Source organism: Paenibacillus sp. N3.4 (genome assembly GCF_008017805.1).
In the GTDB taxonomy this organism is placed as follows: Bacteria; Bacillota; Bacilli; order Paenibacillales; family NBRC-103111; genus Paenibacillus_E.
Genome location: NZ_VRTT01000020.1, coordinates 68,065 through 93,537 on the forward strand (window position 1 = coordinate 68,065; position 25,473 = coordinate 93,537).

At 41.3% G+C, this 25,473-nt stretch carries 27 protein-coding genes and 2 pseudogenes; 23 read left to right on the plus strand and 6 right to left on the minus strand.

Annotated features, from left to right (window positions below):
* The first annotated feature begins 15 nt into the window (after positions 1-15).
* The 5 genes and pseudogenes from FU659_RS12480 (at position 16) to FU659_RS12500 (ending at position 4,050) form a co-directional block, all read left to right on the plus strand.
* Positions 16-1,095 (plus strand): Gfo/Idh/MocA family protein, encoded by a 1,080-nt coding sequence (locus FU659_RS12480; RefSeq protein WP_147947879.1) that lies wholly within the window; start codon positions 16-18, stop codon positions 1,093-1,095.
* A 148-nt stretch (positions 1,096-1,243) separates the two neighbouring features.
* Positions 1,244-2,025 (plus strand): annotated as a pseudogene (locus FU659_RS12485) (SDR family NAD(P)-dependent oxidoreductase).
* A 497-nt stretch (positions 2,026-2,522) separates the two neighbouring features.
* On the plus strand, positions 2,523-3,149 hold the full coding sequence (locus FU659_RS12490) for an HAD family hydrolase (RefSeq protein WP_147947880.1): 627 nt from the start codon (positions 2,523-2,525) through the stop codon (positions 3,147-3,149).
* A gap of 24 nt (positions 3,150-3,173) precedes the next feature.
* Positions 3,174-3,857, plus strand: coding sequence for a hypothetical protein (locus tag FU659_RS12495; protein ID WP_147947881.1), 684 nt, complete (start codon positions 3,174-3,176; stop codon positions 3,855-3,857).
* Positions 3,858-3,876: 19 nt separating this feature from the next.
* Positions 3,877-4,050: a type 1 glutamine amidotransferase family protein gene (locus FU659_RS12500; protein WP_187274115.1), complete on the plus strand. Its 174-nt coding sequence runs from the start codon at positions 3,877-3,879 to the stop codon at positions 4,048-4,050.
* Positions 4,051-4,127: 77 nt separating this feature from the next.
* Here FU659_RS12500 and FU659_RS12505 read toward each other — a convergent pair whose 3' ends face one another.
* Both FU659_RS12505 and FU659_RS12510 read right to left on the minus strand, forming a co-directional pair.
* The gene (locus FU659_RS12505) at positions 4,128-5,492 is read right to left on the minus strand and encodes a hypothetical protein (RefSeq protein ID WP_147947882.1); all 1,365 of its coding nucleotides are present in this window, start codon (positions 5,490-5,492) and stop codon (positions 4,128-4,130) included.
* Between the two features lie 147 nt (positions 5,493-5,639).
* Positions 5,640-6,068 (minus strand): cell wall hydrolase, encoded by a 429-nt coding sequence (locus FU659_RS12510; protein ID WP_147947883.1) that lies wholly within the window; start codon positions 6,066-6,068, stop codon positions 5,640-5,642.
* A gap of 256 nt (positions 6,069-6,324) precedes the next feature.
* Here FU659_RS12510 and FU659_RS12515 point away from each other — a divergent pair, with 256 nt between their 5' ends.
* From FU659_RS12515 to FU659_RS12525, 3 genes are all read left to right on the plus strand, one after another.
* Positions 6,325-6,546, plus strand: a complete 222-nt coding sequence (locus FU659_RS12515; RefSeq protein WP_147947884.1) for a hypothetical protein — start codon at positions 6,325-6,327, stop codon at positions 6,544-6,546.
* A gap of 14 nt (positions 6,547-6,560) precedes the next feature.
* The gene (locus tag FU659_RS12520; protein ID WP_261807800.1) at positions 6,561-7,199 is read left to right on the plus strand and encodes a hypothetical protein; all 639 of its coding nucleotides are present in this window, start codon (positions 6,561-6,563) and stop codon (positions 7,197-7,199) included.
* A 216-nt stretch (positions 7,200-7,415) separates the two neighbouring features.
* Positions 7,416-8,090 carry a hypothetical protein gene (locus FU659_RS12525; protein WP_147947885.1) on the plus strand — a complete coding sequence of 225 codons (675 nt, stop codon included), beginning with the start codon at positions 7,416-7,418 and terminating at the stop codon, positions 8,088-8,090.
* Positions 8,091-8,453: 363 nt separating this feature from the next.
* Here the strand turns inward: FU659_RS12525 and FU659_RS12530 are convergent, their stop codons facing one another.
* A complete protein-coding gene (locus tag FU659_RS12530) occupies positions 8,454-8,636 on the minus strand; it encodes a sporulation protein Cse60 (RefSeq protein WP_147947886.1) in 183 nt (60 codons plus the stop codon).
* Positions 8,637-8,973: 337 nt separating this feature from the next.
* On the opposite strand from FU659_RS12530, the gene FU659_RS12535 reads away from it, so the two are divergent.
* Entirely contained in the window at positions 8,974-9,429 is a 456-nt protein-coding gene (locus tag FU659_RS12535) for a GreA/GreB family elongation factor (RefSeq protein WP_147947887.1), read from the plus strand.
* Between the two features lie 83 nt (positions 9,430-9,512).
* On the opposite strand, the gene FU659_RS12540 is transcribed toward FU659_RS12535, so the two are convergent.
* The 3 genes and pseudogenes from FU659_RS12540 to FU659_RS12550 all read right to left on the minus strand — a co-directional run bounded on the left by FU659_RS12540 (position 9,513) and on the right by FU659_RS12550 (position 12,958).
* Positions 9,513-10,565 carry a Ger(x)C family spore germination protein gene (locus FU659_RS12540; protein ID WP_147947888.1) on the minus strand — a complete coding sequence of 351 codons (1,053 nt, stop codon included), beginning with the start codon at positions 10,563-10,565 and terminating at the stop codon, positions 9,513-9,515.
* The gene (locus FU659_RS12545; RefSeq protein ID WP_147947889.1) at positions 10,562-11,632 is read right to left on the minus strand and encodes a GerAB/ArcD/ProY family transporter; all 1,071 of its coding nucleotides are present in this window, start codon (positions 11,630-11,632) and stop codon (positions 10,562-10,564) included. Before FU659_RS12545 ends, FU659_RS12540 begins: the two co-directional genes overlap by 4 nt.
* A pseudogene (locus tag FU659_RS12550) lies at positions 11,625-12,958 on the minus strand (spore germination protein). The gene FU659_RS12545 and the pseudogene FU659_RS12550 overlap by 8 nt, the downstream one beginning before the upstream one ends.
* Before the next feature lie 429 nt (positions 12,959-13,387).
* On the opposite strand from FU659_RS12550, the gene FU659_RS12560 reads away from it, so the two are divergent.
* From FU659_RS12560 to FU659_RS12620, 14 genes are all read left to right on the plus strand, one after another.
* Positions 13,388-14,227, plus strand: a complete 840-nt coding sequence (locus FU659_RS12560) for a MurR/RpiR family transcriptional regulator (RefSeq protein ID WP_483874506.1) — start codon at positions 13,388-13,390, stop codon at positions 14,225-14,227.
* Entirely contained in the window at positions 14,220-15,254 is a 1,035-nt protein-coding gene (locus FU659_RS12565; RefSeq protein ID WP_147947892.1) for a serine hydrolase domain-containing protein, read from the plus strand. Before FU659_RS12560 ends, FU659_RS12565 begins: the two co-directional genes overlap by 8 nt.
* 28 nt (positions 15,255-15,282) lie before the next feature.
* Positions 15,283-15,453: a hypothetical protein gene (locus tag FU659_RS35430; RefSeq protein ID WP_187274117.1), complete on the plus strand. Its 171-nt coding sequence runs from the start codon at positions 15,283-15,285 to the stop codon at positions 15,451-15,453.
* On the plus strand, positions 15,446-16,594 hold the full coding sequence (locus FU659_RS12570) for an ABC transporter substrate-binding protein (RefSeq protein WP_187274118.1): 1,149 nt from the start codon (positions 15,446-15,448) through the stop codon (positions 16,592-16,594). Before FU659_RS35430 ends, FU659_RS12570 begins: the two co-directional genes overlap by 8 nt.
* Before the next feature lie 22 nt (positions 16,595-16,616).
* Entirely contained in the window at positions 16,617-17,546 is a 930-nt protein-coding gene (locus tag FU659_RS12575) for a carbohydrate ABC transporter permease (protein ID WP_147947893.1), read from the plus strand.
* 15 nt (positions 17,547-17,561) lie between these two features.
* Entirely contained in the window at positions 17,562-18,386 is an 825-nt protein-coding gene (locus tag FU659_RS12580) for a carbohydrate ABC transporter permease (protein ID WP_147947894.1), read from the plus strand.
* A 1-nt stretch (position 18,387) separates the two neighbouring features.
* The gene (locus tag FU659_RS12585; protein ID WP_147947895.1) at positions 18,388-19,410 is read left to right on the plus strand and encodes an N-acetylglucosamine kinase; all 1,023 of its coding nucleotides are present in this window, start codon (positions 18,388-18,390) and stop codon (positions 19,408-19,410) included.
* 33 nt (positions 19,411-19,443) lie between these two features.
* Positions 19,444-20,367 carry an N-acetylmuramic acid 6-phosphate etherase gene (murQ, locus tag FU659_RS12590; protein ID WP_147947896.1) on the plus strand — a complete coding sequence of 308 codons (924 nt, stop codon included), beginning with the start codon at positions 19,444-19,446 and terminating at the stop codon, positions 20,365-20,367.
* 268 nt (positions 20,368-20,635) lie between these two features.
* Positions 20,636-21,100, plus strand: coding sequence for a hypothetical protein (locus tag FU659_RS12595; RefSeq protein WP_222708534.1), 465 nt, complete (start codon positions 20,636-20,638; stop codon positions 21,098-21,100).
* A 276-nt stretch (positions 21,101-21,376) separates the two neighbouring features.
* The gene (locus tag FU659_RS12600; RefSeq protein WP_222708535.1) at positions 21,377-22,699 is read left to right on the plus strand and encodes an ABC transporter ATP-binding protein; all 1,323 of its coding nucleotides are present in this window, start codon (positions 21,377-21,379) and stop codon (positions 22,697-22,699) included.
* A complete protein-coding gene (locus tag FU659_RS12605) occupies positions 22,681-23,472 on the plus strand; it encodes a cyclic nucleotide-binding domain-containing protein (RefSeq protein ID WP_147947899.1) in 792 nt (263 codons plus the stop codon). Before FU659_RS12600 ends, FU659_RS12605 begins: the two co-directional genes overlap by 19 nt.
* A 392-nt stretch (positions 23,473-23,864) precedes the next feature.
* The gene (locus FU659_RS12610) at positions 23,865-24,368 is read left to right on the plus strand and encodes a TlpA family protein disulfide reductase (protein ID WP_147947900.1); all 504 of its coding nucleotides are present in this window, start codon (positions 23,865-23,867) and stop codon (positions 24,366-24,368) included.
* 149 nt (positions 24,369-24,517) lie between these two features.
* A complete protein-coding gene (locus FU659_RS12615) occupies positions 24,518-24,895 on the plus strand; it encodes a hypothetical protein (RefSeq protein WP_147947901.1) in 378 nt (125 codons plus the stop codon).
* Positions 24,896-24,971: 76 nt separating this feature from the next.
* A complete protein-coding gene (locus FU659_RS12620) occupies positions 24,972-25,463 on the plus strand; it encodes a nucleotidyltransferase domain-containing protein (RefSeq protein WP_147947902.1) in 492 nt (163 codons plus the stop codon).
* Positions 25,464-25,473: the final 10 nt, after the last annotated feature.

Consider the following 25,473-nt stretch of genomic DNA (forward strand, 5'->3'; position numbering starts at 1 on the left):
TTTGGAGGTATTCATATGTCACGTATTTTCCGTATTGGTATTATTGGTTGTGGAGGGATCGCAAATGGAAAGCATTTGCCAAGCTTAAAGAAGCTTGCAAATGTTGAATTAGTTGCCTTTTGCGACATCGTAACGGATCGTGCAACAACAGCTGCAGAGAAATATGGTGTAGAGGAAGCTCAAGTCTTTAGTGATTACAAAGAGCTGCTCAATGATTCTTCCATAGAAATCGTACATGTGCTGACGCCAAATGATTCTCATGCTGAGATCGCGATTGCTGCTCTAGAAGCAGGTAAGCACGTGATGTGTGAAAAGCCGATGGCGAAGACGGCTGCCGATGCGAAACGCATGGCTGAGACAGCTAAACGCACTGGCAAAAAGCTGACGATTGGCTACAACAATCGCTTCCGCGCAGATAGTCAGCATTTGAAGCGTGTATGTGAAGAAGGTGAGCTTGGCGACATTTATTTTGCTAAAGCACATGCGATTCGTCGTCGTGCTGTTCCAACTTGGGGCGTTTTCCTAGATGAAGAAAAGCAAGGTGGAGGACCGCTGATCGATATCGGTACCCATGCTTTAGACTTGACGCTTTGGATGATGGACAATTATAAGCCGAAAGTGGTCTTAGGAACGGCTTATCATGAACTGTCCCAAAAGGAAAATGCCGCAAATGCTTGGGGCCCTTGGGATCCTAGTAAATTTACGGTTGAGGATTCCGCCTTTGGGATGATCGTGATGGAAAACGGCGCTACCATTATTCTTGAATCAAGCTGGGCGCTGAATACACTTGAAGTTGATGAGGCGAAGTGCTCATTGAGCGGGACAGAAGGCGGAGCCGATATGAAGGGTGGACTTCGCATTAATGGTGAAAAACACAGCCGTTTATTCACAACAGAAGTTGATTTAAAAGCAGGCGGCGTAGCTTTTTATGATGGTGCCAAAGAAAGCGATGCTGACTTGGAAATGAGAACGTGGATCAAAGCGATTGAAAATGATACAGAACCTGTCGTGACACCAGAACAAGCCTATGTCGTGTCCCAAATTCTTGAGGCTATTTACGAATCCGCGCGCACAGGCAAGGCTGTTTATTTATAAGAACAAATACAAAGTATAGATCAGGCTTTATTAGACTCTTTTTTAATTGCTCCCTGTGGCTGCTCTTCTAGTTCTTAGTATTTGTAAAATGCTATGAAGAAAAGTATGCTAGAAATATTCAGGTGTAAATACAAAGGAGTGTGCAGCTATGCAATTGGGATTGCAAGGAAAAGTTGCCTTAATCACAGGCGGAAGCAAAGGAATAGGTCTGGCGACAGCAATATCTTTATCTCGAGAAGGTGCTAAGGTCGTAATCTGCGCTAGGAATGAAGATCAGCTTCAAGAAGCCGCCGTTCACATCGGTAATCTTACAGAGGGTGAAGTGTTGGCTGTTCAAGCCGATGTCACCTCAGAGGCTGATTGCAAACGGGCTGTTGAACAAGCCGTGGAGCGTTCGGCTCTCTACATATTCTCGTGAATAATGCCGGAACATCGGCAGCCAAACCGTTTGAAGATGTGGGGACTGATGCTTGGAGAAATGATCTAGAATTAAAACTATTCGGAGCCATTCATTGTTCCCGTTATGCGATTCCTTTCATGCGTCAAGCTGGTGGCGGTTCGATTGTCAACATTACGACATCCGCATCCAAAACACCGCCTGCTTCTTCCTTGCCAACCTCGGTTAGCCGTGCGGCTGGACTTGCTTTAACGAATGCGATGAGTAAAGATCTCGCTGCAGACCAAATTCGTGTCAATACCGTTTGCATCGGCATGATTAGAAGTGATCAGCTTGAGAAGGGCTGGAAAAACCGGGCGCCTGAACTTTCATGGGAAGAATATGCGCATGATCCACGCCATGACATCCCACTTGGACGAATCGGGTCCGCCGAGGAAGCAGCCAATGTCATCACTTTCTTATCCTCATCTGCAGCTTCCTATGTAACCGGAACTTCTATTAACATTGACGGCGGCAAAGGCGCCGCGTTGTAATCGTTCATATTTCTAAGAAAAGCTCTTATTTTCATGATGAATGTCATGTGATAAGCGGCTTTTTTTTTGTTAGATTTGCAGAAACGAAAGAAACTTATTACTTCATCTTCCGTCTAATATCTAAGATCCTGTCATGAGAGGGAGAAGATGATGCTTTACTTTTTATTGGAAATTTTACGTATCATTTTACTCATTGTTCATTTTTTGTGGGTTATTTTCAATGGTATTGGGCAAATTGTATGCTTCGCTTGGCTTTCCTTTAGAGTACATGGCATATTCCTGGTTAGCATGGATTGCAATCATAAATGTATTTTTTGTCCTTTACAGAAATAAACTACAGTTTTCGGGCTGGTATAAAGGGAAAGGCGTAGAAAAACTTTCCCAAAAGACGACTCTTATATTGCTGAGTTGTTCTGTTTTGTTCATTGTGTTAAGCCCACTTCTAAAATAATGATGATTTTCATATAAAGACAACTAAAATTAGGGGAGAAACACTTATGTATAAAACAATCATTTTTGATGTTGACGGAACTTTAATTGACACAGAAGAAGCTGTACTAGGTTCGCTGCAGAAGATGTTGAAAATAGACTATGGGAAAGAAATCGACACGGACGCCTTGTCTTTTGTTCTCGGAATCCCTGGTTCGAGGTCCTTGCCACAATTGGGCATTGAAAACGTTGATAAAGGGAACGAGAGATGGAATTATTTTATGAAAGACTATGTTAGCTCCATGAAGGTGTTCAACGGGATTCCTGATCTGTTGGTTACCATTAAACAGATGAATATCGTTCAAGGAATCGTTACTTCGAAGACGAATGTTGAATTAATGGATGATTTTGTACCTTTTAATTTAATGGATTATTTACCCTACATCGTTTGCGCAGATGACACGTTTAATCACAAGCCTCACCCAGAACCTCTGCTGAAATTTTTGGAAATATCGGGCGCGGACCCTGAAACCTCTATATATATCGGTGATACGATTTACGACTATGAATGTGCTAGGGATGCAGGTATTGATTTTGGTTTAGCGCTTTGGGGATGTAAGAATCATGAAAGCATAAATGCCAAATATAAATTTACTAGTCCTCAGGAAATTAAGAAGTATGTACAATTGCTCTGATTCTTGGTATTTAGGAGGCTAGATATGAAAAAAACAGTGTTTACAAGCGTTGTTATTGCCAGCTTAATATTTGTTCTTACACCTACAATTCGTACAATAAAGGCCATGGAACCCCCACCAAAAACGGGAACATTTTTTGAAGAAGTAAATGTTTACAATGAGCCAACTGATGACCAGAGTACAACGCCTATTGCCACGCTAGCTCCGCAAACCGTTACTCTTGTATATGAAAATGACGGTGCAGCTAAGACGATTATGAACAGATCATGGTATCGAATACAAACCTGGTTGGGTGTAAAGTGGATTACCCCAGAAAATATGTTTTTGCGAGAAGAAACAACCGAAACAGGCGTAACCAATATGCTTTTATCTGCAAAGGAAACACCTTTGTACGATAAGCCAAGTAAAAAGTTCCCTTCCGGCCAAAGCTTATCTGTGCAAATAATTAAACCCATCAGTTATTGGGGGGGATATTTTAAAATAGATACTTGGGAGGGGGTAAAATGGGTAGAAGGGATAAATATTCATTTCTACGATGTGGAGCCTAAACAAATAGAATTGAAATCAGAAACACCATTTTCATTCCAAAGAGGCCAGCCAGCAGCTGGAACACTTTCTCCTCAAGTGGTTACCACTTACCAGCAAGCTTGGAACTACTATTTAATTGAGACATGGCTTGGTTTTGCTTGGATTCAACTAGAGCCATAATCATAAGAGGAGGCAAACCTTGCTCAACATTAAACATGTGCTGGCATTTATCCGAAAAGTGAACCAAGCCGGTACGCTAATAGCAGCAGGGGGCACCTTTTTAGATAAAGAAGTAGTCGTGGACGGTAACCTGATTACTCCCGCACACCGGAGGATGAGCCGGCTTTTATCCAGGAAATCATTGATAAACTAGGTGTGAACGCCTATTAAAAAATCCGGCAAAGGGTCTTACACCCGATGTCGGATTTTTCGTTTCTATATTTCCGAGAACTATTTAATTCCTTTGTTATAGATAAAATCCTGTGGAATTTGGCCTAGCGGAATCTTCTGTTCCTTTTCTAGGTCAAAGGCCCATAACTCTTTCCCCACCATAGCTTCGGTTTCCATGTTTCGATACAAAACGTACCTCCCATCCTTGGATAAGGCCACTAAATAAGCATGAAGCGGATATTCGCGAATTTCTCCCGTAAGCACATTAACATCCAGCAAGGAACGTTTCTCTGTAGAAGCTATAAGGCGATCGCCGAGCCCATCGAGGATCACTGTATCTCCGTATTTGGAACCTGGTATCAATACTTTTTCGTCCTTGCCATCCAAATTAATGAGCAGCACATCAAAGTAACTTGGATCATCCATAATTGTATTTTTATTGGATTCAAAAGCAATCAAACGCCCATTGTTCACCGGTGTAGGACGACCTGCCGCAAATAAGAGTGTTTTGGCTTCACCGGAACCTGGTTTTTCCTTGCGAATGCGATCCCAAAGATCAGCAATCTCTACGGTTGATAGCAGCATTCTTTCCTTTCTGCCGTCCTTTGCAATCAAAGTAATATTGTCATAAGAGCCGTCACGCTTAATTTTTTCACCTGTTGCAACACTTACAGCATTGCCAGGAACCGTGAATCCCATCTCATGGGTGCGAAAAACGATATCCCGTTCCTCAGAAAAATAATACGCCATCTCACTCGGCAGCAATACCGGATTTCCATCCAGTATATAGAAATGCTCTCCATCATCATAGATATAACTTTTATATCCGATCCCTTCGCCCGAATCCAGCACGACCCGATATCTCTTCGAATCTCCGTTCACTCTACTGGGTGTATAGGAATCAGATTGGACGCCACGGTTTAATACGGACATAAAAAATGCCGCGCTGCCACCACTAAGCTCAGTTATTGTTTTTACTTCCTGGCCATACGAGTCTTCTTCCGAAATTCGGACCTTTTTTACCTGCTCGTCTGCTGGTTTAACGAAGTTGGATTGTTTATCCCGATCTACAAAAAAGCGATATCCATGAACGCCAAGCGGGTCTATGACAGCAATTACTTCTCTATTGGGGTAACCGACGACTTCGAAGATGGCCGATCCCTTTTCTAAAAAGGCAGCATCTCCATCCTTGATTTTGTAGTTCGGGTTGTCTACATTTCCTTCGAGTTTAAAACGCACCTTGCCAATCTCTTTGCCGATCTTACTGGGGTCAGTTAGCGCGGCATTCCAGGCTCCCTGGTAGGTGACGCCATTTAGTTTAAGGAAATCAACCCAATCGATGATTGTATGATGTACGTTTCCAAACTGGCACCCCGATAGCAGAATTAGCCCAATTAAAATCGCTGCAGCCCATTTCATTCTCATTGATCTTCCCCCTTGCTCATTAGACGTTAAATGGGCAACGAAGTTGCAAATAGAATCCAAATATTGCCATTATCCCGGATCAAATGATGACTGCAGACGATTAACTTTACGGTTCAATAAAAAAATGAGCCTCTCGGCTCAATGAAATTAATACGTATTGTAAATATTTTCGCATTCTACCCCTGTTGGCTGATAAAAGCAATGGAGCTTGTAACGAGCTACTAAAGGCTGATTGTACCAAGTAGGCGGACAGTCTCCTTGTGGTCTAAAATACCATAAACTAAATTTGGCGGGCCAATATCTTTCCCCGTTAATTGACCTGCGTGCTAAACGTTTTTCTCGTTCTCTGGCACTTTGATAGTAGAATCCATGCAGCAGGGCTTCGAAGGCATGTGGTTGGTTGATCATTTGCGGAATCGTACGAATTCCTTTGAAGTCTGAGCAATTGGCTCTTATTCGATTGATCCCTACATTGCCTACAAGCAGCATACCCTTTTCGCCTTCGCCCACAGCTTCTGCACGAAGTAATCGGGCTAACATATCAATATCCTGTTCTCTTGCTTTAACCACTGCCATGATGTCACCCCATTTAATGTCTAGTTACCATAATATATTGTGATTGCTCGACTAGGTGTCTGTCTAAGCGTATAAATGGGCGATATCGGAAGTTTAGGGCAGTTTTATTTTCAAGTGTAAAAATAAACCATAAGATGTTACTATAGTATAGATGTGGGTTACAATTGTATGAGTTGAATGGATAAACAGAATGACCAGAGGCAACGAGGAAGATACATCATGTAGAAAATTTGGACCTACTTGGAGGGAACTATCAATGATAAAAATATATGTAAATAAAATAGATGAATTTCCAGAAGAAGTATTAGAAAGAGTTGAGAAAGAAGATTTGCTGGATTGGCACCTCATCCTTATTCCTGAGTCTAAAGATAGTGAATTCGAAGCAAGTAAATTAGCCAGCAGCCTTGCTGAAGATGGCAGCTTTGAGACTTATAATTTTGAAACCGGTTTGGAGTTTTACATCACATTTTACGAATGAAGGACGTATGACAATTGGCTAGAATATTCGTAAGTCTTATAACACTATTAATGATGATATCCCTTATAGGTCTCGTTCCTGGAACTATCCAAGCAGCAGAGAATGATCCTTTCACGGACAAAAATATGAAGGTTGTTTTGGATGCGAATCCCATTACTTTTGAATATACGACTAACGACGAGAAGTTTCGTTTCACTGCATTTGGCCTATGGAGACATATGGCAGGCCTAGCTAAAGTCCAATCTGAAGTGGATGAGCGGGTACAGGATTTCGCGAGTGTTGAAGATGTTGCTAATATTCAGTTAGCTATTCGTTACTTTAACTACACGATGTTGTTTATCTCTGCGGAACCCAAGAAGGACGAGACAAGAGTTGGGACATTGGCTTCATATCTGGAGCAAGCCAAAAAGAAGGCGGCTATATCCAGCGCTGATATCATGGAAGAAAAGCAAACAAAGCTGTTTGGCTTTGATGCTGTGCAGTTGACTTATGTGAACCACGGTGACTGGGATAAACGAATTGACACGCTACTCATATTCATGTCCGACTCCCACATATACACCATTAGGAACTCTTCTTATGAGGTTACGTATAAAAGCTCGGTTCAAGAATTCAAGACACTGCTTGAAAGCATGGAATTTCATGAAAAGTAGTTGAAAGTTGGCAAAAACCAATCTCTCATACCAGATTTTCTGGTTGAAAGATTGGTTTTTTTAGATGATTTAAAGTACAGGGACCTTTGGAATACCGTTACTATAAGGTAATAGGTTCCGCAGCCTCCTAATGAGTGAGTAATTTCAAGGTTTTTTAACATATTTCAGCGGGAGGACTTATATTCTGATAATAGGAGTATATGGAGGTGGTTTTTCTTGTATATTGGTCATTATTCAGTCAGTTATGCAACTAAAAGATTAGAACCTCAATTGCCTTTGTGGTTGTTATTTCTGGCCGTTCAATTTTTAGATATCATATGGTCAGTATTCATACTTCTCGGGGTTGAAAAAGCATCCATATCCCACGAAGTACCGGGAATGCCTTTGGATTTAACCTACATGCCGTTTACTCATAGTTTAGAAGGGGCACTCTTTTGGAGTCTTTTTGTCTATTTGTTTTCTCGTTATTGGCCATCATGGAAGAATAGATCAACCAAAAAATCTGCTTTGTTAGCTTTTGCTGTGTTTTCACACTGGATATTAGATTTCGTAGCGCATAATAGTGATTTACCTCTATGGGCCGATAAATATAAGGTGGGTTTAGGTCTTTATGAGAATGCGTTACTTAGTTTTGTTATTGAAGTATTACTCTTATTCGTATCCTTGATCTATTATAGTCGTTCAACGCATGGGCATGGTTTTTTGGGGAAATACGGCATGTACATCTTTTCAATATTTATGATACTCCTTGATGCAAACACAGTATGGGGAATCACTCCTCCGAATTCTCAGGTTGCGGCTGGATTTCTTTTGTTTAGCTATTTTTTATTTTCTTTTATTATCGCAAGGCTAGAGCCATTACGAAGTCAGAAGAAACAAATAGCATCGTAATGTGTTTCATGAGAATAAAAGCAAAATACCCGCACCACATAACTTGCTTCGCGGCAGTGCTAGCGTAGCTGTCAATTAGGGCAGTGCGGGGTAATACTAAATACAGATTCGCTCAGATCAGGACTATAAGATTACAAGGCACCTCTAGAAAGAACCTCATAACTATGGTTCATTGTAGATCACTCTAGATACATAAACCACTTGAAATAGGACAAAGGATTTCACCGAAACATACCTCCTGTATTTGAAACTATTTATTCCAAATCGAGATGATAATCAAGTAAATGCCGGCAACTACGATGAATACCGTAGAAACAATGGATAAATATCGAAAAAATAATCTACACTTATCTTCTCTGTCTTTCATGAAGCCCTATAAACGATTAATATGGTGCTTCGTTGGTATTCTCCCGTAGGGGTTGACTTCATCACCGAGCCATAACACACATTAATGATTTGGTTATCTTCGAGCTTTGCCAAAAACTCATTTGCTTTATTTTCAGCATAAATATTATCCGTATCTACAAATTCTTTCACTTGAATCATGCTAACATCTCCTTATTCTTTTGTTATAAGTGCGATGAATCTTGTGAATACTCCATGATGCAAAACCCCTTTCTTTTATGAAGTCTCATTTTAAAAAATATAAAAATAGAGCAAGGCATCCCCATCTCAATATGGAATGCCTGCACTATAGACATAGCTTAGCGCCATAAGAGGGAAGTGTCAATCTATAGGCGTATTGGTTTTACCAATTATTCTTGATATACTGATTGGAAGGTCTCCTTTTGGGAGACCTATATGTACTTAGGAGGGTTAAATATGGTTAGTCGTTTTTATTTCAGTGATTGTAGTGTGCTTCGTATAGGGGGAGAAGTCTACTATGAACCATAGTTTTATGCACCAGGACGCTAAGTCGCGCCTAGTTGATCAACTCACCTACTTTGATGAGGAGAAGATCAATTTCCTGCATCAATATCTCCCTGAACACAATCAAAAGCGTCGCTTGGTTGAAAAAACATTATCTGATTATTCGTTCTTTCTTAAAAAGTTGATTAACAACCTGAACGAAGAAGATCTTAATGCTAGGGCTCTTATAGGAAGTGAATTAGAACTGCGTTTTCTGGAGGATGATTGTTCAGAAACGTTCACAATTGTATTTCCACATCATGCTGATCCCGGTAGGAATCGCATATCGTTCCTATCGCCAATCGGATTTCAACTGTTGATGACGCAATCAAATCAAACGTATCAACTGGATATACCTTCCGGAGAAATGTCCGTGAAGGTGGAAGGAATTAAGTTTGTTCATTGTGACGATAAGAATGAGAATGAATGAATAACAAAAAATAGCTCATAAAGGTGCAGGTAAGTCCTAGTTTTAGGATTTACCTGCTCTTTGCATAGAAATTTTTGTGTATTTTATTTTAAATTTCCATTATCACGAATGGTTACCTTAATCTTCAGCTCATGCTCTAACTTGGGGTACCATTCAGCTTTCCAGCTGTTTCTCTGCTCCTCCGTCATGATATTGCGGAAGTATTGGCCAAATCCCAAAATGTCCGAGTCGAAGGTTTGAAGCTTTACAAGTAGGCTGTTAAATTTCTTTTGCAGCAGCTTTTCCAATTCTGTTTGTAGATCAGGTTTACTCATGTTCACCAATTCTTGATCTAAAACAACGGTTAATTGAATCGTACTAGCAGCTTTAGGTGCGTTAATCCAACTAACATGATGGGTTACAGAACATCCTACAATGACCACGGAGGTGCTGCTTTGAACTTCAATAATTCCACCCGTACTTTGATTTTTGAGCAAGTTAAAATAAAAAGTTTCCTCTGAGGAGATTTGTCCAACCATTCGGTCACCATGCATAACGCCTGAGCCCTTAATATCAAACAATGTATCTGTTCCTTTAGCGACGATTGGGATGATCCCATCTTCGGTTTCTGAGTAAACATTACGATAATTTCTCCATAACGGAGATTGCGATATTTGTGATGTCCAGCCTGCTTCTTTTCTAAAGAAATCAATACCCAAAGAACCTGCATTCGTTTTTCGCTTATCATAGAAAAAAGAGACAAAGTCGCCGGAGATAATCGTCAAAAGCACTTTAGGTGTAATTTCCCTTGAACGAAATGCATAGTCCAGAACATGCGATATGCCGTTTTTTGCAATATTTTCACTCACAAAAATGAGCTTGATATGCAGCAAGTCAATGTCTAATTCTGATTTCGTTCTCATATTGTCAATAGCTTTTGAGATCGTCTTAGATTCAGCCTCAAGAATTTTCGTCGTGTCTTCTCCTGGTTGTGGAATTCGCAGGGCCACTTTAAAATTGCCATTTTCGACTTTCGTAATGCCCATTGCAATAGGTAGGTAACGTTTATTAATGTCCTTATGTATAGAGGAGCAGCCGCTCGAAAGCAAAGTAGTTATCAGAATAATTATGGTATATGGACATGTTCTTCCTTTCATCTCGCTTCTCTCCGTTTTATGCCCGCCATGATAAGAATACCCAGAGGAAGACCTAGCATACAAGTCAGCGTAGGAATTGAATTCAGCCCATACAAAGTATCAATACTTGATAAAGTTGGTATCCATATTCCTAGAATAAATATCCCTAAGGTAAGAACTGCCGTAATGATTGTTTTATTCATAGAAATGTAAAGCTTATGGATAACGGTAGTCATTGCCCATAGTGAGATCGCACCATAAACATACGAACTGATAAGGGCCATCAAAACATAAAAGATCGTGATCCGGTCGAAAAATAACCATGAGATATTAATCGTATCCATGACAGAAACCATCGGGAATTTCAGCTTGGAAGCCGATTTCACCCCATAAAGCGTTATTGGCAGGTAGGCTGCAAGCAAATAAAATGGCAAAAGAGCTGCATAGGTAATAAGAAGGTAACGTAACCTCGGCATCCCTATATTCTGTTTAGAAGGCACCAAACCCAAAAAAAGGAACGAGGAAAAGGAAATAAAGCAGCTATAAAAGTCAGGTGACTGTAAGAAGGAGAATTTGTCGTTCCACAAAGGAAGTGCGTAATGAAAATCGACATTTTGAAGACAAGCACTGAACGTTAGCAGAAAAAACGGTATGCAAAGGATGCTGACGATTAAACTGGCTCTTATAATGGCATGAATCCCTAGAATAGCTCCAAACATGAGAATTAGCAGGGTAGGAAGCAGAAGGGTCCAAATAGGGAAAGTGGGATGAAAGGTGATAACGAGTAATTGAGCGTGATGACGGGGTACAGTGACCAAGTAGATGAAAAAGTACAGAGTAAATGGAAGGAAAAGGATGCGCGCTATCCATTTGCCTACGACTGAACTTGTAATCTGAATAATATCCATGGCCGGGAATAACGATAAACCTTTGAAGTACATATAAAGAAAAACTCCCGAAATGACATAACTGACTAACAAAGGCTTCCAATGAGTACTTGAAGTAGCACTAATCAACCGTTCCGAATAGATGAGAAGAATTAGACTGATTTGTGCTAGAAAGAATGCATTTAATAATGATTTATTCATCAAATTCACCGCCGGTTTTCGCGTTATTCCCTAAAAATGGAACTTTAAATGAGGTGATTCCAGCGATATAAAGAATAAGTCCGATCGCTCCATATAAAATGCCCAAAATGCCATAGAACGCACTCAATACCAAAATGATATACTTCATGATACGTACTGAGACGGTATTCAGAAATCCGGGAAGAGTGAGGTTGGCAATTGTCGTTGCGGCTAAAATAATAATGAGTAAATTGCTGACAAGCTTTGCTTGAACAACTGCTTGACCCAGTACGATACCTCCAACCATAGTAATGGCAGGACCGATACTTTTGGGCAAACGAATAATGGCTTCAATGATCATTTCGAGAATAAGCAGCATCATGAGGGTTTCCACTAGTGCCGGATAAGGTACCTTTTGACGGCTTTCTGATATCGCTAGAGCTAGCTGAAAACTAAGCACCTCCGGATTTGTGGACACTATAGATACATAGATTGCAGGTGTAAATAGGGCAATAAGTAATCCTAAGATGCGTATGTATCGAAAAAAATACATGAAGATAGAGGGGAAGTTTTCATCTATTTTAAGTGACCAAAAATCCGATAATTGCACGGGAAACGAGAGTGCAATAGGGTAATGATCGATCATGATGATAACTTTCCCATCCATCAAGTTATGAAAAGTTTCTGCTGTCAGCTCTGTGGTGAGATAATTAGGGATAAGCGAATACTTCGAAAGGCCGAGAATTTTTGTTAGCAATTGTGAGTTATAACCTTCTTGAGCCTTTCCTTGTTCCAGTTTGGCTGTAATTCCTCGTACAACCTCTTTATTCGCTTTCGATTCAATATAAAAAAGGCCTACGTCACATGGATTATCAGTCCCTACCAAAAATTTCTTCACGGTAAAATCTTTAGCTTTTAGTTTGTTCGTAGTAAACCAATATTGGTTTGCAAATTTTCAGTAAAGGCGTCATAAGAGGATAAAAGCACATTTTCATGCTGCGATGTGGTTATATCTCGCGTGATGGAGGCACTTACGGGTTCAATGACCAAAAAGCTGGAATCATCCTCCATAAAAACAATGAACTTTCCTTCTAAAAGGGCAGGCATTAATTCTGATGATGAGGAATAACTGTTGGCCCCTAATGTAGCGGCGATAGACTCGATCATGTCACCACGTTCATTATGTTCCACTTGCAACTGATTTAAAAGTTCTTGTGTTTTTTGAAGATCAACTAATGACGATAGAAACCATACGTGTACTTCATGTCCAAATATCCTTATTTCAGTTGAAATGAAATCCCTATTTCGGGCGAAATATTCATGTATTTGCTCAAAGAATTTAGTGATATTGACTGACTCATAATCTCACTCCCATCACACCTTAATATGGGAATTTAATCCTTTGGTTATACGGAATCGTTTCAATAATTATTTGATGTTGGTATGCTGAGTTTTCTAAAATTAGAATAGATGTTGACGATAAATGTTCAAATGATGAAGTGGATTTATTTGTTATATTTATGTTAGGTATATTCACTTATGTGTGAAAATAAAGGGGGAAACTCTAATTGATTAGATGAATTTCTACTAAAAACATCTTCGTCGTCTATTTATATGAGGTTATTAAAATTATTTGATAGGTTACATGACATGTAAAGAAATAATATTTCATAAATGTATTTACAAAATGAAATAAAACTTGTTATAATGAACTCAAGAAGTCGAGGCGTGCAAATGAAACGATAGAAGGTGATTCCTATATTAAAAGGTGGATTAGTGAGCATAGAAGCGGCCATGGCTAGCTTATCGCCGATGGAACGTAAAGTAGCAACGTATATTTTGGAACATCCTCAAGAGGTCGTTAGTCTTTCTGTGCAGAAGCTGGCCGAGTTCGCCAATGTAAGTGAAGCGACGATCGTGCGGCTCTCACGCTCTCTTCACTGTAAGGGGTTTCAAGAACTCAAAATGCGAATTGCCGGCGATTTGTCACAATCGTCACTGCCAACAGAAACGTATCAGGAGATTCATACGGACGGTTCCATAGGTGATCTTATTAAATCGGTAACGAATAACAATATAGTGTCTATTCAAGACACGTTAACGGTGCTTTCACCGGAAAGTGTGGAAAAAGCGATTGCAACCTTAAGCAGCGCAAGAAAAATTGGTGTTTTCGGCGTCGGAGCATCAGGGGTAATTGCCGAGGATTTTAAGCAAAAGCTTACGCGTATTAATCGCTGGTGTGAAATAGGCACTGGATTCGATGCTCAAGCTACCATTGCAGCCAACCTGCTTCCCGGGGATGTCGTATTCGGTATTTCGTATACAGGCCAGACGGAAGACATGATTCGTTCGTTGGGCGTAGCAAAAAAAAACGGCGCCTCTGTGATTACTTTGACACGTTTCGGTTCAAATCCCGTTTCGGATCTGGCGGATATCCAACTGTTCATTAGTACTTTGGAGAAAAGTATACGCAGTGGGGCAATGGCTTCAAGGATCGCACAGCTCAATGTGATCGATATCTTGTATGTTGGAATCGCCGGTTCTCACTATGAGGAAAGCGTTAAATCTCTGGAAATGACCCGACAAGCGGTCAAGGTTGGGAAACGCAATGGATAAGGTGGATCGCTTAGTTGAAGGCTGGCTGCAAGAGGGGCATCTGCCCGGTGCTGTTCTTGATATCACGCTGATGAATCGCATTCGATTCCAAAAATCGTATGGCTCCTTCTCAGATGGCATTATGCAGCATCCCATCCGATTAGACACGTTATTCGATATTGCCTCTTTGACTAAAGTAACCGCAACACTTCCGGCCATTCTCCTCTTAGTGGCTCAAGGCAAGGTTTCACTAGATAACTCTGTGAGCGCTTACTTGCCTGCATTTCGTCATCAACAGGTTAGCGTGCGCCATCTATTGCTGCATGCATCCGGATTGCCGTCTGATTTGCCAATGCGCTCACGGAAAGAAAAGCGACCTGATATCTTCGAGGAAACTCTCGCGCAGGAATTAATTTTCCAACCTGGTGAGGACATGCGATATAGTGACCTCGGCATGATCCTGCTCGGGATTATTGTAGAGCGTGTTGCTAGCGTTCCTCTGGATCGTTTCGTCAAGCAGCATATATTCGACCCGCTCGAGATGTACAGCACTGTATATAATCCCGGTCCGGAGTTTCAAGAGCGCATAGCAGCTACAGAACCGCTGGATGGAACATTCATTAGGGGAGAGGTCCACGACGAGAAGAGCTTCCAACTTGGAGGTGTCTCTGGCAGTGCAGGATTATTCGCCACAGCTGATGACTTAACACGCTATGCCGCATGGTGGATGAAACCTGAAAGCAAAGATATTGTTCCACCATTGCTGCTGCGTGAAGCCATCGGACATCCGGTCCGTGGCCGAGGACTTGGCTGGGAGGTTAGTCATGATCCCGCCTTCGTACCCAGTTGCGGCATAAGCTGGCCTACCGGCGGTTTCGGTCATACAGGGTTTACCGGAACGAGCATATGGGTAGAGCCGAATCAAGGTATTAGCGTCATATTTCTTACGAATGCGGTTCATCTGGGACGAAACAACAAGATTCGAGAGTTGCGTCCGATTTTGCATGAAGCGGTTTTGTCCTCTTGTTTATCTGGAGGTTTAACATAGAAATGATAATTAAAGGGAGGCTTTTCTTATGAAACGTTTATTCAGTGGGGCAGTATTAACAATGGTCGCTGCATCTTCCATGCTTGTCGCTTGCAGCAGCAACACCGCAACTCCAAGCACAACTCCAAGAACAACCCCAGGTGCAGCAAGTTCTGCACAACGGCAGCGCCACAGGAAAAGTAAAGTTGACTATGGGTAGCTGGCGAACCGAAGACACGGAAGCTTACGCGAAAATCATTGCTGAATTCAAGAAGAAAAACCCAAACATTGATATCGAGTTTAAACCAACCAAAAATACGGAATACAACACAGCTCTAAACACGGCGCTGCAAAGCGGAAACGGTCCTGACATTATCCATCTTCGTCCTTATGCGGCAGGTGCTGCATTAGCGGATGCCGGCTACTTGGAACCTTTAACTAGTCTGAAAGGAATGGATGTTTTCGCGAAGGACACTCTCCTCGCTGCTACAGGAAAAGACGGCAAAGTATACGGCGTGCCGACTGTGTTCAGCTCAACACAAGTATTTTACAACAAAAAAATATTCCAAAAATACAATCTTGCAGAGCCAAAAACATACGATGATCTCCTGAAAACAGCGGATACACTGAAGAAAAATAAAGTAACACCGTTTGCATTCGGTTCCAAAGAAGGATGGCTTCTTTCTTTAACACAAGGGACGCTAGCACCTTCCGTTTATGGGACAGATTTCGTGAAGAAAATACTTTCCGGGGATGCCAACTTCAAAAGTCCGGAATTTGTAAGTTCCATTAAAATGCTCAAAGACTTGACTCCTTACTTCCCGGATAATTATGTGGGAATCGGTATGGATGACATGAGAAATATGTTTGTTACCGAGCAAGCAGCTATGATGGTCATGGGCGATTGGGAGTACGCGGTCATGAAGAAAACGAATCCGGATCTGCAAATGGATGTGTTCCCAGTTCCGCCAATGAAAGCAGATGGCAAAGCAACTGTGACAACTTGGGTAGATGGATCTTTTTCCGTGAATGCGAAATCTGCGCATAAGCAGGAAGCTCTTAAATTCATGGAGTTTTTAACTACAAAAGAGTTCGGAGCCCTGGCTGTTAACGAATTGCAAAAACCGAGCACCATCCCTGGTGTGGCAGCAAACGATCCACTGGTAGCCAAAATTGCAAAAAATGCAGATACCATTTCCACACCTTACGCAGCGGTCGTATATTTCAATGCCGGTAACCCTACAACGAAAGCTACATTGGAAAATTCGATTCAAGGAATGTATTTGAACAAATTGACACCGGAGCAAGTCACAGAAGAAGTTCAGAAGAGTGCAGATACTTGGTTTAAGCCTAAGAAATAAGTAAAGAAAAGGTGTGGGGGACATGAATAACTTGGCCAAATCGTCCGGGTGGAAAAAGGGAACAGTTCATCTGTTCCCGGTTCCTGCCCTCGCAGTTTACATTATGTTCGTGATTTATCCGATTCTTTCCGCTTTCGGTTATAGTTTTTATGATTGGAAAGGGCTCGTCCGCGGGGAATTTATTGGGGTTAGCAACTTTGTAGACTTGTTTACGAAAGAACCGTTCAACCATCTGTTTTGGAATGCGTTTGGTCATAATCTTTATTATTTTGCTATAGAAATGGCTGTGCAGAATGTGATTGCATTTGTGCTCGCTTATCTTGTATATAGTAAACTTAAAGGTTCGAACTTTTTGAAAATGGCCTATTTTTTACCAAGATTGCTTTCTGTCATCGTAGTCGGATTTTTATGGAAGCTTATGTTGAACCCGAATAATGGTGTCGTCAATGTGCTGCTCAAAAAAGTCGGTCTAGTTTCATGGGCCAAACCTTGGCTCGGGGACCCTTCTACGGCGTTAACCTCGATTACCATCGTCAACAGCTGGTTTGGTGTTGGTTTCTCCATGTTGATTTTTCTTGCTGGTTTACATGCCATTTCCACGGAAGTCATTGAAGCAGCACGACTTGATGGCGTTAAAGGGTTTCGATTAATCCGATCGATCATCTTGCCGATGATGAGTCAGTCTTTGATCATCATTACGGTATTCACGTTTATCCATGCATTCGAAGCATTCGAGCTCATTTATGCGATGGAAGGTTCACAGGGGGAACCCTATAATTCTACAGACACATTGGCTGTGTTCTTTTATCGGATTGCGTTTGGCGGTTCGTCCGGTGGCGATTCAGTTGCCTTGGGTCTCGGATCGGCATTGGCTGTTGTACTATTTTTCATTATTGCATCAATTTCCGCATTGTTCCTGTACTTCACCAGGAATCAATCTGCGCAGCATTAAGACAGGAGGCAGACCATGAAAACCAACAAATCTTTTCGGGGGCTCCAATACGCTGCGGCGTACTTGGGAGCGCTGGTCAGTTTGTATCCGATTTTTCTGATGCTGACCTCCTCTTTAAAGACGAATATGCAGATTTTGAAAAATCCGATGTCACTGCCAACGTCGATATCGTTTGCGGCTTATAGCAAGTTAATTCATCAAATTCCGTTCATGACCTATTTTTGGAACAGTATTGTGGTAAGTGTCGTGTCTGTCGTTTTCATTTTGCTGTTTGCCGTGATGGCTTCGTTCTATATTGCCAGATACCCGTTCCGATGGAATGGCGCCTTGTTCTTCTTTTTTCTCTTGGGCATGATGATTCCTATTAAGCTTGGCATCGTACCCCTATTCCTTTTGATGAAGCAGCTCGCGATGTTGAACAGCATTTGGTCGCTAGTTAGCGTGTACACGGCTATTGGCTTGCCACTCGCGATCCTCATTCTAACCGGGTTTTTCCGTACACTGCCGAAGGAACTGGAGGAAGCGGCTCGCATCGATGGTTCTTCCGATTTCGGTGTGATGTGGCATGTATTGCTGCCGCTCATTCGTCCAGCTTTAGGGACAGTGATGATCATGAATTTTATAATGGCGTGGAACGATTTCTTTTTCCCACTCATTTTTATTCAAGACGATATGAAAAAGACGATTCCGGTCGGCATGCTTTCCTTATTCGGACAGTACTCGACGGATTTGAGCATGCTGTTCGCTGGGCTAACATTGGCTTCCGTGCCGATGATTATTATGTTTTTCCTAGCATCCAAGCAGTTTATGGAAGGCATGACGGCAGGAGCGGTGAAGTAATATGGATGAAAGTAAACGTTATATAGGCATAGATGGCGGAGGGACTAAAACGGTCTGTATCCTTGGCGATAAGGAAGGCCATATTTTGGCCGAAAGTCGCGGAGCATCCAGCAGTGTGAAGTCACGGCCGTGGGAAGATGTGCAGCAGGTTCTGCTTACTCTCATTCGTGATGTATTAGAGCAGTCGAGTACAGATATGTCCCGATTAGGCGGGATTTTCCTCGGACTTGCCGGGAGTGATCGGCCGGAAGACCGGAAGCGAATGCATGATTGGCTGCAAACCGAGCTGCCTGACGGTGTTCCTATCACGGTGCATAATGATGCCGTGACCGCGTTGACAGCGGGAACCTGGGGACAAAAGGGTATTGCGCTCATCTCTGGCACAGGTTCGATTGCCTATGGATTCGACCCGGCAACCGGAGCGTTCGTCCGAGTCGGAGGCTGGGGTTATTTGCTTGGAGACGAAGGAAGTGGCTTTGATCTTGGACGCAAAGCGCTAGCAGCCGTCATGCGAGCATATGATGGCCGAGGAAAACCAACAGCTTTAACGGAGTTAGTTCTAAGTCATTGGTCGCTGCAGCATCCTGGTCAACTCATTAATATGATATACGGTCAGGAAAATGTCCGCACAGCAATAGCAGATGGATCCAAGCTTGTTATGTATGCTGCGGCTGATGGAGATCCGATTGCTGTTAATCTTGTAGAAGAGGCGATCCGTGAGCTCGAAGATCTGGTCTATACAGTTGTTACTTCTATGGGCATAGAAGAGGCTGTGGATTCGAGCGAGCGTGGACAATTTGCGGGAAATGCCATACCGCTTGTGATTACGGGAGGCTTATTTTCAGATAAAGCGTTTGAACAACGATTTATGCAAACTAGAGCGATACAATCCGGTATGTTCAATGTATGTTTGCTTGAGCGACCTCCAGTCATCGGAGCCTATTTGCTTGCTTTACAGGAACAAGGCTTTGAATTGACGGAGGTTATGCAGCAGCGGATAGCGGCATTTGTCTTTCGTAAATAAAACAATATATCCAAATAAAGGAGGCAAGGTAACGTGGAAAAACAGGAGAAGAAACAACTGGTTACAGAACAGAGAAATGAAAAATCACAGCACCTTGACCGACTGAGTGTTCAGGAAATCGTGACATTAATGAATGAAGAAGACCAAACGGTAGCCTTATCGGTAAAAGGTGCTCTTCCACAAATTTCAACGGCCATTGAAGCAGTCGCTGAGGCGATGACAAGCGGCGGCAGACTTTTCTATATCGGAGCGGGAACGAGTGGACGTCTTGGTATTTTGGACGCTTCGGAATGCCCTCCTACCTTTGGTGTAGAGACAGATTTGGTGATCGGGCTTATTGCCGGAGGAGAAAAGGCGATCCGCTCAGCCATCGAAAATGCTGAAGATGACGAGAATGCTGGGGTTCGCACCATAGCAGAAGTTGCCAAAGCAGGCGATGTCGTCGTTGGCATTACAGCAAGCGGGACGGCTCCCTATGTGATTGGTGCCATTCGTGAAGCGAATCGGCTTGGGTTAGCCACGGTCGGTATTAGCTGCAACCAAGGTACACCACTGAGTGCCGTCGTAAAATATCCGATCGAGGTGCCTGTCGGGCCCGAAATAATTACAGGATCGACACGCCTAAAAGCAGGAACTGCTCAAAAAATGGTGCTTAACATGATCTCCTCCACGGCGATGATCCAAATGGGCAAGGTTTATGGCAATCTAATGGTCAATGTTCAAGCGACGAATCAAAAGCTCCGGGTACGTACGGTTCGCATTATTCAAGAAGCGACGGGGGCGGATGAAGAAACAGCTGCACGTTTTGGAGCTGAAGCGAACGGTGATGCCAAAGTCGCTATTTTGATGATTATGTTCAGTGTCAGTCAGCAGAAAGCTTCGGCAGCGCTTGATCAAGTGCGCGACCATTTCGGTGATGCAGTTAAGCTGCTTGAACAAACAGAGGCTCAGGTTTAAGAATTGTTGAATAAAGCGAATGAATAAAACGAAGTATCGAGACAGTCACTCTAATGAGTGCTGTCTTTTTTAGGTCTTAATGGTATAATTTAACTATAGATAAAGTTCATACTAAGTCTCATGGATAGTGGAGGAGGTTGCAATGAGAAGAGTAAAGAATTTCATATTAGTGATGCTTATAACAGGCATATGGACGGGGTGCAGTTCGCAAAAACCTCTAGAGAGCCAATCTCCTGTTTCAGTAAAAGAGGAGATTTCTCCTAAGATCGTGGATACGAAACAAAATGTTTTAATGGGTATTAAGGAAGAAGTAAAGAATGGCCGAATGAAGGGGATTGAGATTCCATTAAATTCGACCTTTCAAACAGTAGTCAAAGTATATGGTGAGCCAAAAGGGATTTCAAATAACGAGTGTTGGACCTATTCGTACGATCATTCGAAAATTAATGCTATGTTTTATTATGATCATGATTCTTGCAGCAATGAACGTAATCTTCTAAAACCAGAATCGATTCTCAATCAGATTTCAGTAACGCCAGATTTTTTTCATATCTCAATAACAGAAGAAGACGTAAAGAATGCGTTAGGAAAACCAAACAAAGAATATTTGAATGAGGCGTACGGTGGCTATTACCTTATTTATGAGATAAGTAATTCCAAGCTGATCTTCATAACAGAGGAGGAATCTTCCGCAAAAAAAATCGGCAAAATAAACGTGGAAATGAAAACTTAAACGGCACAGATACTTTTGATCTGGATTTGAAAAAGTGGCTGAAAAGGAGGGATTCCTACTCAGCCACTTTTTCGTATTATCAGCAGGTTTTTATCCATTTGGTCGGCATTGAGTTCCTTAATATGTATAAGGCGGATGAATGTTAATTTTATGTAAATGTCGGATATTCCCCAATAAAAATGATAAACTCATTCACAACAAATTCTCTAAATTTACTAAAAGTTATTAAATCTATGAAGGAGGTCAGTGAACATTAGAAAGTTAATTCGATTTTCGATGAAACAATTTTGGAAGTATAAAAGATATAGTGTGGGCATTGCCCTAAATGTATTGATATCCTTAGCCGTTTCCTCACTGTTTGCTTTAAGCTTTAAATACATTATTGACGAAGTCACGATTGGGAAAAATGACTCCAAGCTTTTCATTCTGTTTTTCGCGATGATCTTGGGATGTATCATTTATCTGGCGAGTCAAATAGGGGGAAGCTATTGGCTGTCCAAGATTGCCGAACGAATGAAGGACGATCTCCGTCTGGACATGTTTGAGCATCTTCAGAAATTGCCGATATCCTATCATAACAATGTGAGCAAAGGAAGTTTAACTTCTCGTTTTACAACGGATTTGGCGTCCATGCAATCCTCTTTTCTTTCACTGGTTCCTTCAGTGTATGCTATATTGTCCATTGGTTTGACTTTGGGCTTAACAGCTTGGCTCCATTGGGGGTTGGCGGTGATCTCTTTTCTGGGCATCGTTTTGGCGAGTGTCCTTCCCGCTTATATCAACCGCAAAGCTATTGGTTATAACGATAATTTAAAGTCTGAACAAACCATACTGAACGATTATATTTTAGAACACTTAACAATTCATAAAACAATTCGTGCTTTTAATCTCATTGAATGGGAGCTTAACCGCTTAAAACGAGCAACACTGTCGATTTTCCCTTTGGCGGTGAAATCTCATTTCACGAGTCAGACTTCCCCCATTTCCGTTTCAATGGCATTGTTTTTTTTCAACATCGTATCTGTCATGGTCGGTGCCTATTTGGTTACGAAGGATATCATGTCCGTAGGTATGCTGGTCGCATATCAAAGCTTATATCTCACCATGAGCCAGCAGTTGAAGGAACTGAGCCGCCACTTGCCCTTGCTAGCCGCCACAACCGCAAGTTACAGCAGGATTGAGCAGCTACTAAACGAAAAGCCCGAAAAGACAGTCTCGTCAAAGGACATTAAAACCGTTCAACTAGATAAAATAGTAAATGACATTACCCTTCAGGATGTCAGCTTCGCTTATACGGAGAACTACCCGATCCTCCACGAAGTTAATCTAACGATCGAACAAAACAAATATGTTGCGGTTGTAGGACGAAATGGTTCAGGAAAAAGCACGATTATGAATTTACTAATGAGATTTTATGAACCGACAAGAGGTAAGGTTGAGTTTGACGGCATGGATGCACGCTCCATAAGTCTGGATTCCCTTCGAAATACGATTAGCTATGTCTCGCAAGATACAGATCTCATGAATTTGTCGATTTTTGATAATATTAAATTGGGCAAACTCGATGCAAAGAAATCGAGGTGCATGAAGCGGCAATAACGGCCGGTATTCATGATTGGATTACTCAGCTTCCCGATGGCTATCATACAAGCACTGGTGAGGAAGGGAAGTCCCTTTCAGGGGGACAACGGCAACGGATTGCTATTGCGCGTGCGTTGATACGTAATCCAAGCATCTTATTATTCGATGAAGTCACTTCAGCGTTGGATCCGGAAAACGAAACTTTAATTCACGAAGCAATTCGAGATCTGGCAGGCACAAAAACCGTCATCAATATTACGCATCGATTAACTTCAGTTACGAATGCGGATACCATTATTCTGATGGATGGCGGCAAAATAGTGGCTGCTGGAACACAAGAGGAATTACTTGAGAATTGTGAGCTTTATCGCATGTTATGGAACAAGCAGAGCGGATTTACCATAAACGGTGATGGGCGCAATGCACAAATCAATGCGGAGCGTTTACAGAAAATTCCTTTATTTAATGGGTTGGATTTGGAATTTTTGCAATACATTTGTAAGTATCTGAGCTCGGAGTTTGTAAAAACGGATGAAATTGTCGTAGAAAGGGGCAGGGATGGCGACAAATTTTATATTGTGGTTCGCGGAAAGATTGAAGTCCTCAAGCTGAAAGAAGATGCAACGGAGGAACGAGTGGCTGTTTTGGAGGACGGTGATCATTTCGGGGAAATCTCGCTGATGATGTCTATGCCTCGAACGGCAACCATTCGTACATTGACCCCATGTACGTTTTTACCATTCAACGGGATATGTTTCAAACAATATTGGATAAAGCCGATCCCGAGCTGAGATGGCGTCTTGAGCAATCCTGTCGGGAACGTCTGATTTATTGATGATATGCTTTTGGGAACTTTGTGGTTCTCAGGAGCTTTTTTTCTATATGTTACTCTGCTAGCAACAGGCTAATCATCCATAGTGCTAGCCCTTTTTCATTGTTAGAGTGTGTGCTTGTTTTCACTGATGGGAGGGGAAGGCATCTTGTTTTTAATTTGCTTTTGGCAGGAATGTAATGGAAAATTTAAAGCTGAGAATATATACTGGGATAAGAGCAATAGTGATTATTGGCTTTGAATGAATGATTTTAAATTCGAAGTCATCTTTGCATATTCGATGGTGGTTGTCTTCTGGGACATTGGCTTCATTGACGTACATACATTCTTTTTGGGGAGTTGTATTACTTAGTGTTTCGAAAAAAAATTGCAAGTATGATTTTAATTTTGATTTTAGGTATCCTAGCAGTAACCATTTTTAATAACTTTCAGAGTAGAGATACAAAGGATGTAGTTATACCCTTGAAGGATCTGGGAGGAAACGAAGAGCGCATTATTTTTAGAGATAAGCCAACAGCTATTCTTTTCTTCACTTCATGGTGTCCGTACTGTAATGAAGATGCTCCTAAAATTGTATCAATTTATGAAAAGTACAAGAACGAAATTAACTTATATGGTATTAATCTGATCAATCGAGATGATCGTGATAAAGTGGATAAATATGTTCAGAAATATAATATTGGTTATCCAATACTACTGGATGAGGACAGTATCTTATATAAAAAATACGGATCACCGGGATTTCCCACCCTTGTTTTTTTTGATAAAAATGGGAAAGAAACTAAAAGGATTGTTGGCTCTACAAGCCAGAGTATAATTGAATCACAATTTAGAAGAGTGTTGACAAATTTTTGAGGAAATAAAATACTGAGAATAGTGGAGACGCAGATTGGATCTATTTCTGCCTTGTACAGAATATGAAAAGCTTTTTGAATTAGATGTTAAGGCTCAAAAGATACTTGAAAAGTTAAAACGGGAATAGATTGAAAAAAGGGGATCTACAGGTGAACATTTTAAAACGATTCAGTATCTTATCAATAATTGTTGGTATTAGTGTTGATATGGTTGGGACAATGATAGCGTCAAGTATATTTACAATGATTTATATATGGACTAATCACATAGACATTCGCAATATAAAAGAATTGTACACGAATAACTTGTTTATTTCTTTAAGTTTGATCATCGGTGCCATTTTTAGTGTTTTGGGAGGTTTTGTAGCTGCTCGAATTGCGAAACAATCCAAATTAATGCATTCAGCATTTATTGGGTTTGCATGTGAATTGGTGGGCATTTACAATATATTCAATGGGAATAGGTTGATAATAATTAATGCTGTTAATCGCTCGCAAGCCTTGCTACATAAGGCTTTACAGAGTTGATGGCATTGAAATTCCACCTACACCTGCAACAATAGAGTGCAAAAAATTACTCTCTTTTATTTGCGTTGTTTAGCGAATAGATCAGCCATGGTGCATTGCTGGAGGTTGGGCTATTGATCTCTTCCTTGGAAAAGTAACAAGAGAACATCAAGATATTGAAATTTTAATACTAAGAGAAGATCAACATCATTTACAGAAGTATTTGGTAGGATACTCCTTTCAAAAAGTTAAAGATGGACATATTGAACCATGGCTATTTGATGAATGGCTAGAGTTGCCCATACATGAAACCTATGCACAAGATATGAATAACAAAATAGAAATCCTTTTGGATGAATCTGATGGCATGGATTGGGTTTTTCGTAGGGATTCAAGAGTTAGAAGATCATTATCAGAGGTAATAATGTATTCAGGTCAAGGGATTCCCTATCTTAACCCTGCAATTGTCTTGCTATATAAATCAAAGAATCCAAGAGAAAAGGATGAACAGGATTTGAACAATACCATAGATTACCTTGATAATAAGGACAAACAATGGTTTAAAGATGCTATTCAAACATGTTATTAAGAGCATAATT

Bases quoted from the DNA above. Each gene is read 5' to 3' on its own strand.
- FU659_RS12565 (WP_147947892.1), top strand. From the start codon at position 14,220: ATGGATAAGGTGGATCGCTTAGTTGAAGGCTGGCTGCAAGAGGGGCAT.
- FU659_RS12570 (WP_187274118.1), top strand. From the start codon at position 15,446: ATGGGTAGCTGGCGAACCGAAGACACGGAAGCTTACGCGAAAATCATT.
- FU659_RS12540 (WP_147947888.1), bottom strand. From the start codon at position 10,565: ATGAAAGGAAGAACATGTCCATATACCATAATTATTCTGATAACTACT.
- FU659_RS12545 (WP_147947889.1), bottom strand. From the start codon at position 11,632: ATGAATAAATCATTATTAAATGCATTCTTTCTAGCACAAATCAGTCTA.
- FU659_RS12505 (WP_147947882.1), bottom strand. From the start codon at position 5,492: ATGAGAATGAAATGGGCTGCAGCGATTTTAATTGGGCTAATTCTGCTA.
- FU659_RS12600 (WP_222708535.1), top strand. From the start codon at position 21,377: ATGAAACAATTTTGGAAGTATAAAAGATATAGTGTGGGCATTGCCCTA.
- FU659_RS12585 (WP_147947895.1), top strand. From the start codon at position 18,388: ATGGATGAAAGTAAACGTTATATAGGCATAGATGGCGGAGGGACTAAA.
- FU659_RS12530 (WP_147947886.1), bottom strand. From the start codon at position 8,636: ATGATTCAAGTGAAAGAATTTGTAGATACGGATAATATTTATGCTGAA.
- FU659_RS12575 (WP_147947893.1), top strand. From the start codon at position 16,617: ATGAATAACTTGGCCAAATCGTCCGGGTGGAAAAAGGGAACAGTTCAT.
- FU659_RS35430 (WP_187274117.1), top strand. From the start codon at position 15,283: ATGAAACGTTTATTCAGTGGGGCAGTATTAACAATGGTCGCTGCATCT.
- FU659_RS12580 (WP_147947894.1), top strand. From the start codon at position 17,562: ATGAAAACCAACAAATCTTTTCGGGGGCTCCAATACGCTGCGGCGTAC.
- FU659_RS12515 (WP_147947884.1), top strand. From the start codon at position 6,325: ATGATAAAAATATATGTAAATAAAATAGATGAATTTCCAGAAGAAGTA.
- FU659_RS12535 (WP_147947887.1), top strand. From the start codon at position 8,974: ATGAACCATAGTTTTATGCACCAGGACGCTAAGTCGCGCCTAGTTGAT.
- FU659_RS12490 (WP_147947880.1), top strand. From the start codon at position 2,523: ATGTATAAAACAATCATTTTTGATGTTGACGGAACTTTAATTGACACA.
- FU659_RS12495 (WP_147947881.1), top strand. From the start codon at position 3,174: ATGAAAAAAACAGTGTTTACAAGCGTTGTTATTGCCAGCTTAATATTT.
- FU659_RS12480 (WP_147947879.1), top strand. From the start codon at position 16: ATGTCACGTATTTTCCGTATTGGTATTATTGGTTGTGGAGGGATCGCA.
- FU659_RS12510 (WP_147947883.1), bottom strand. From the start codon at position 6,068: ATGGCAGTGGTTAAAGCAAGAGAACAGGATATTGATATGTTAGCCCGA.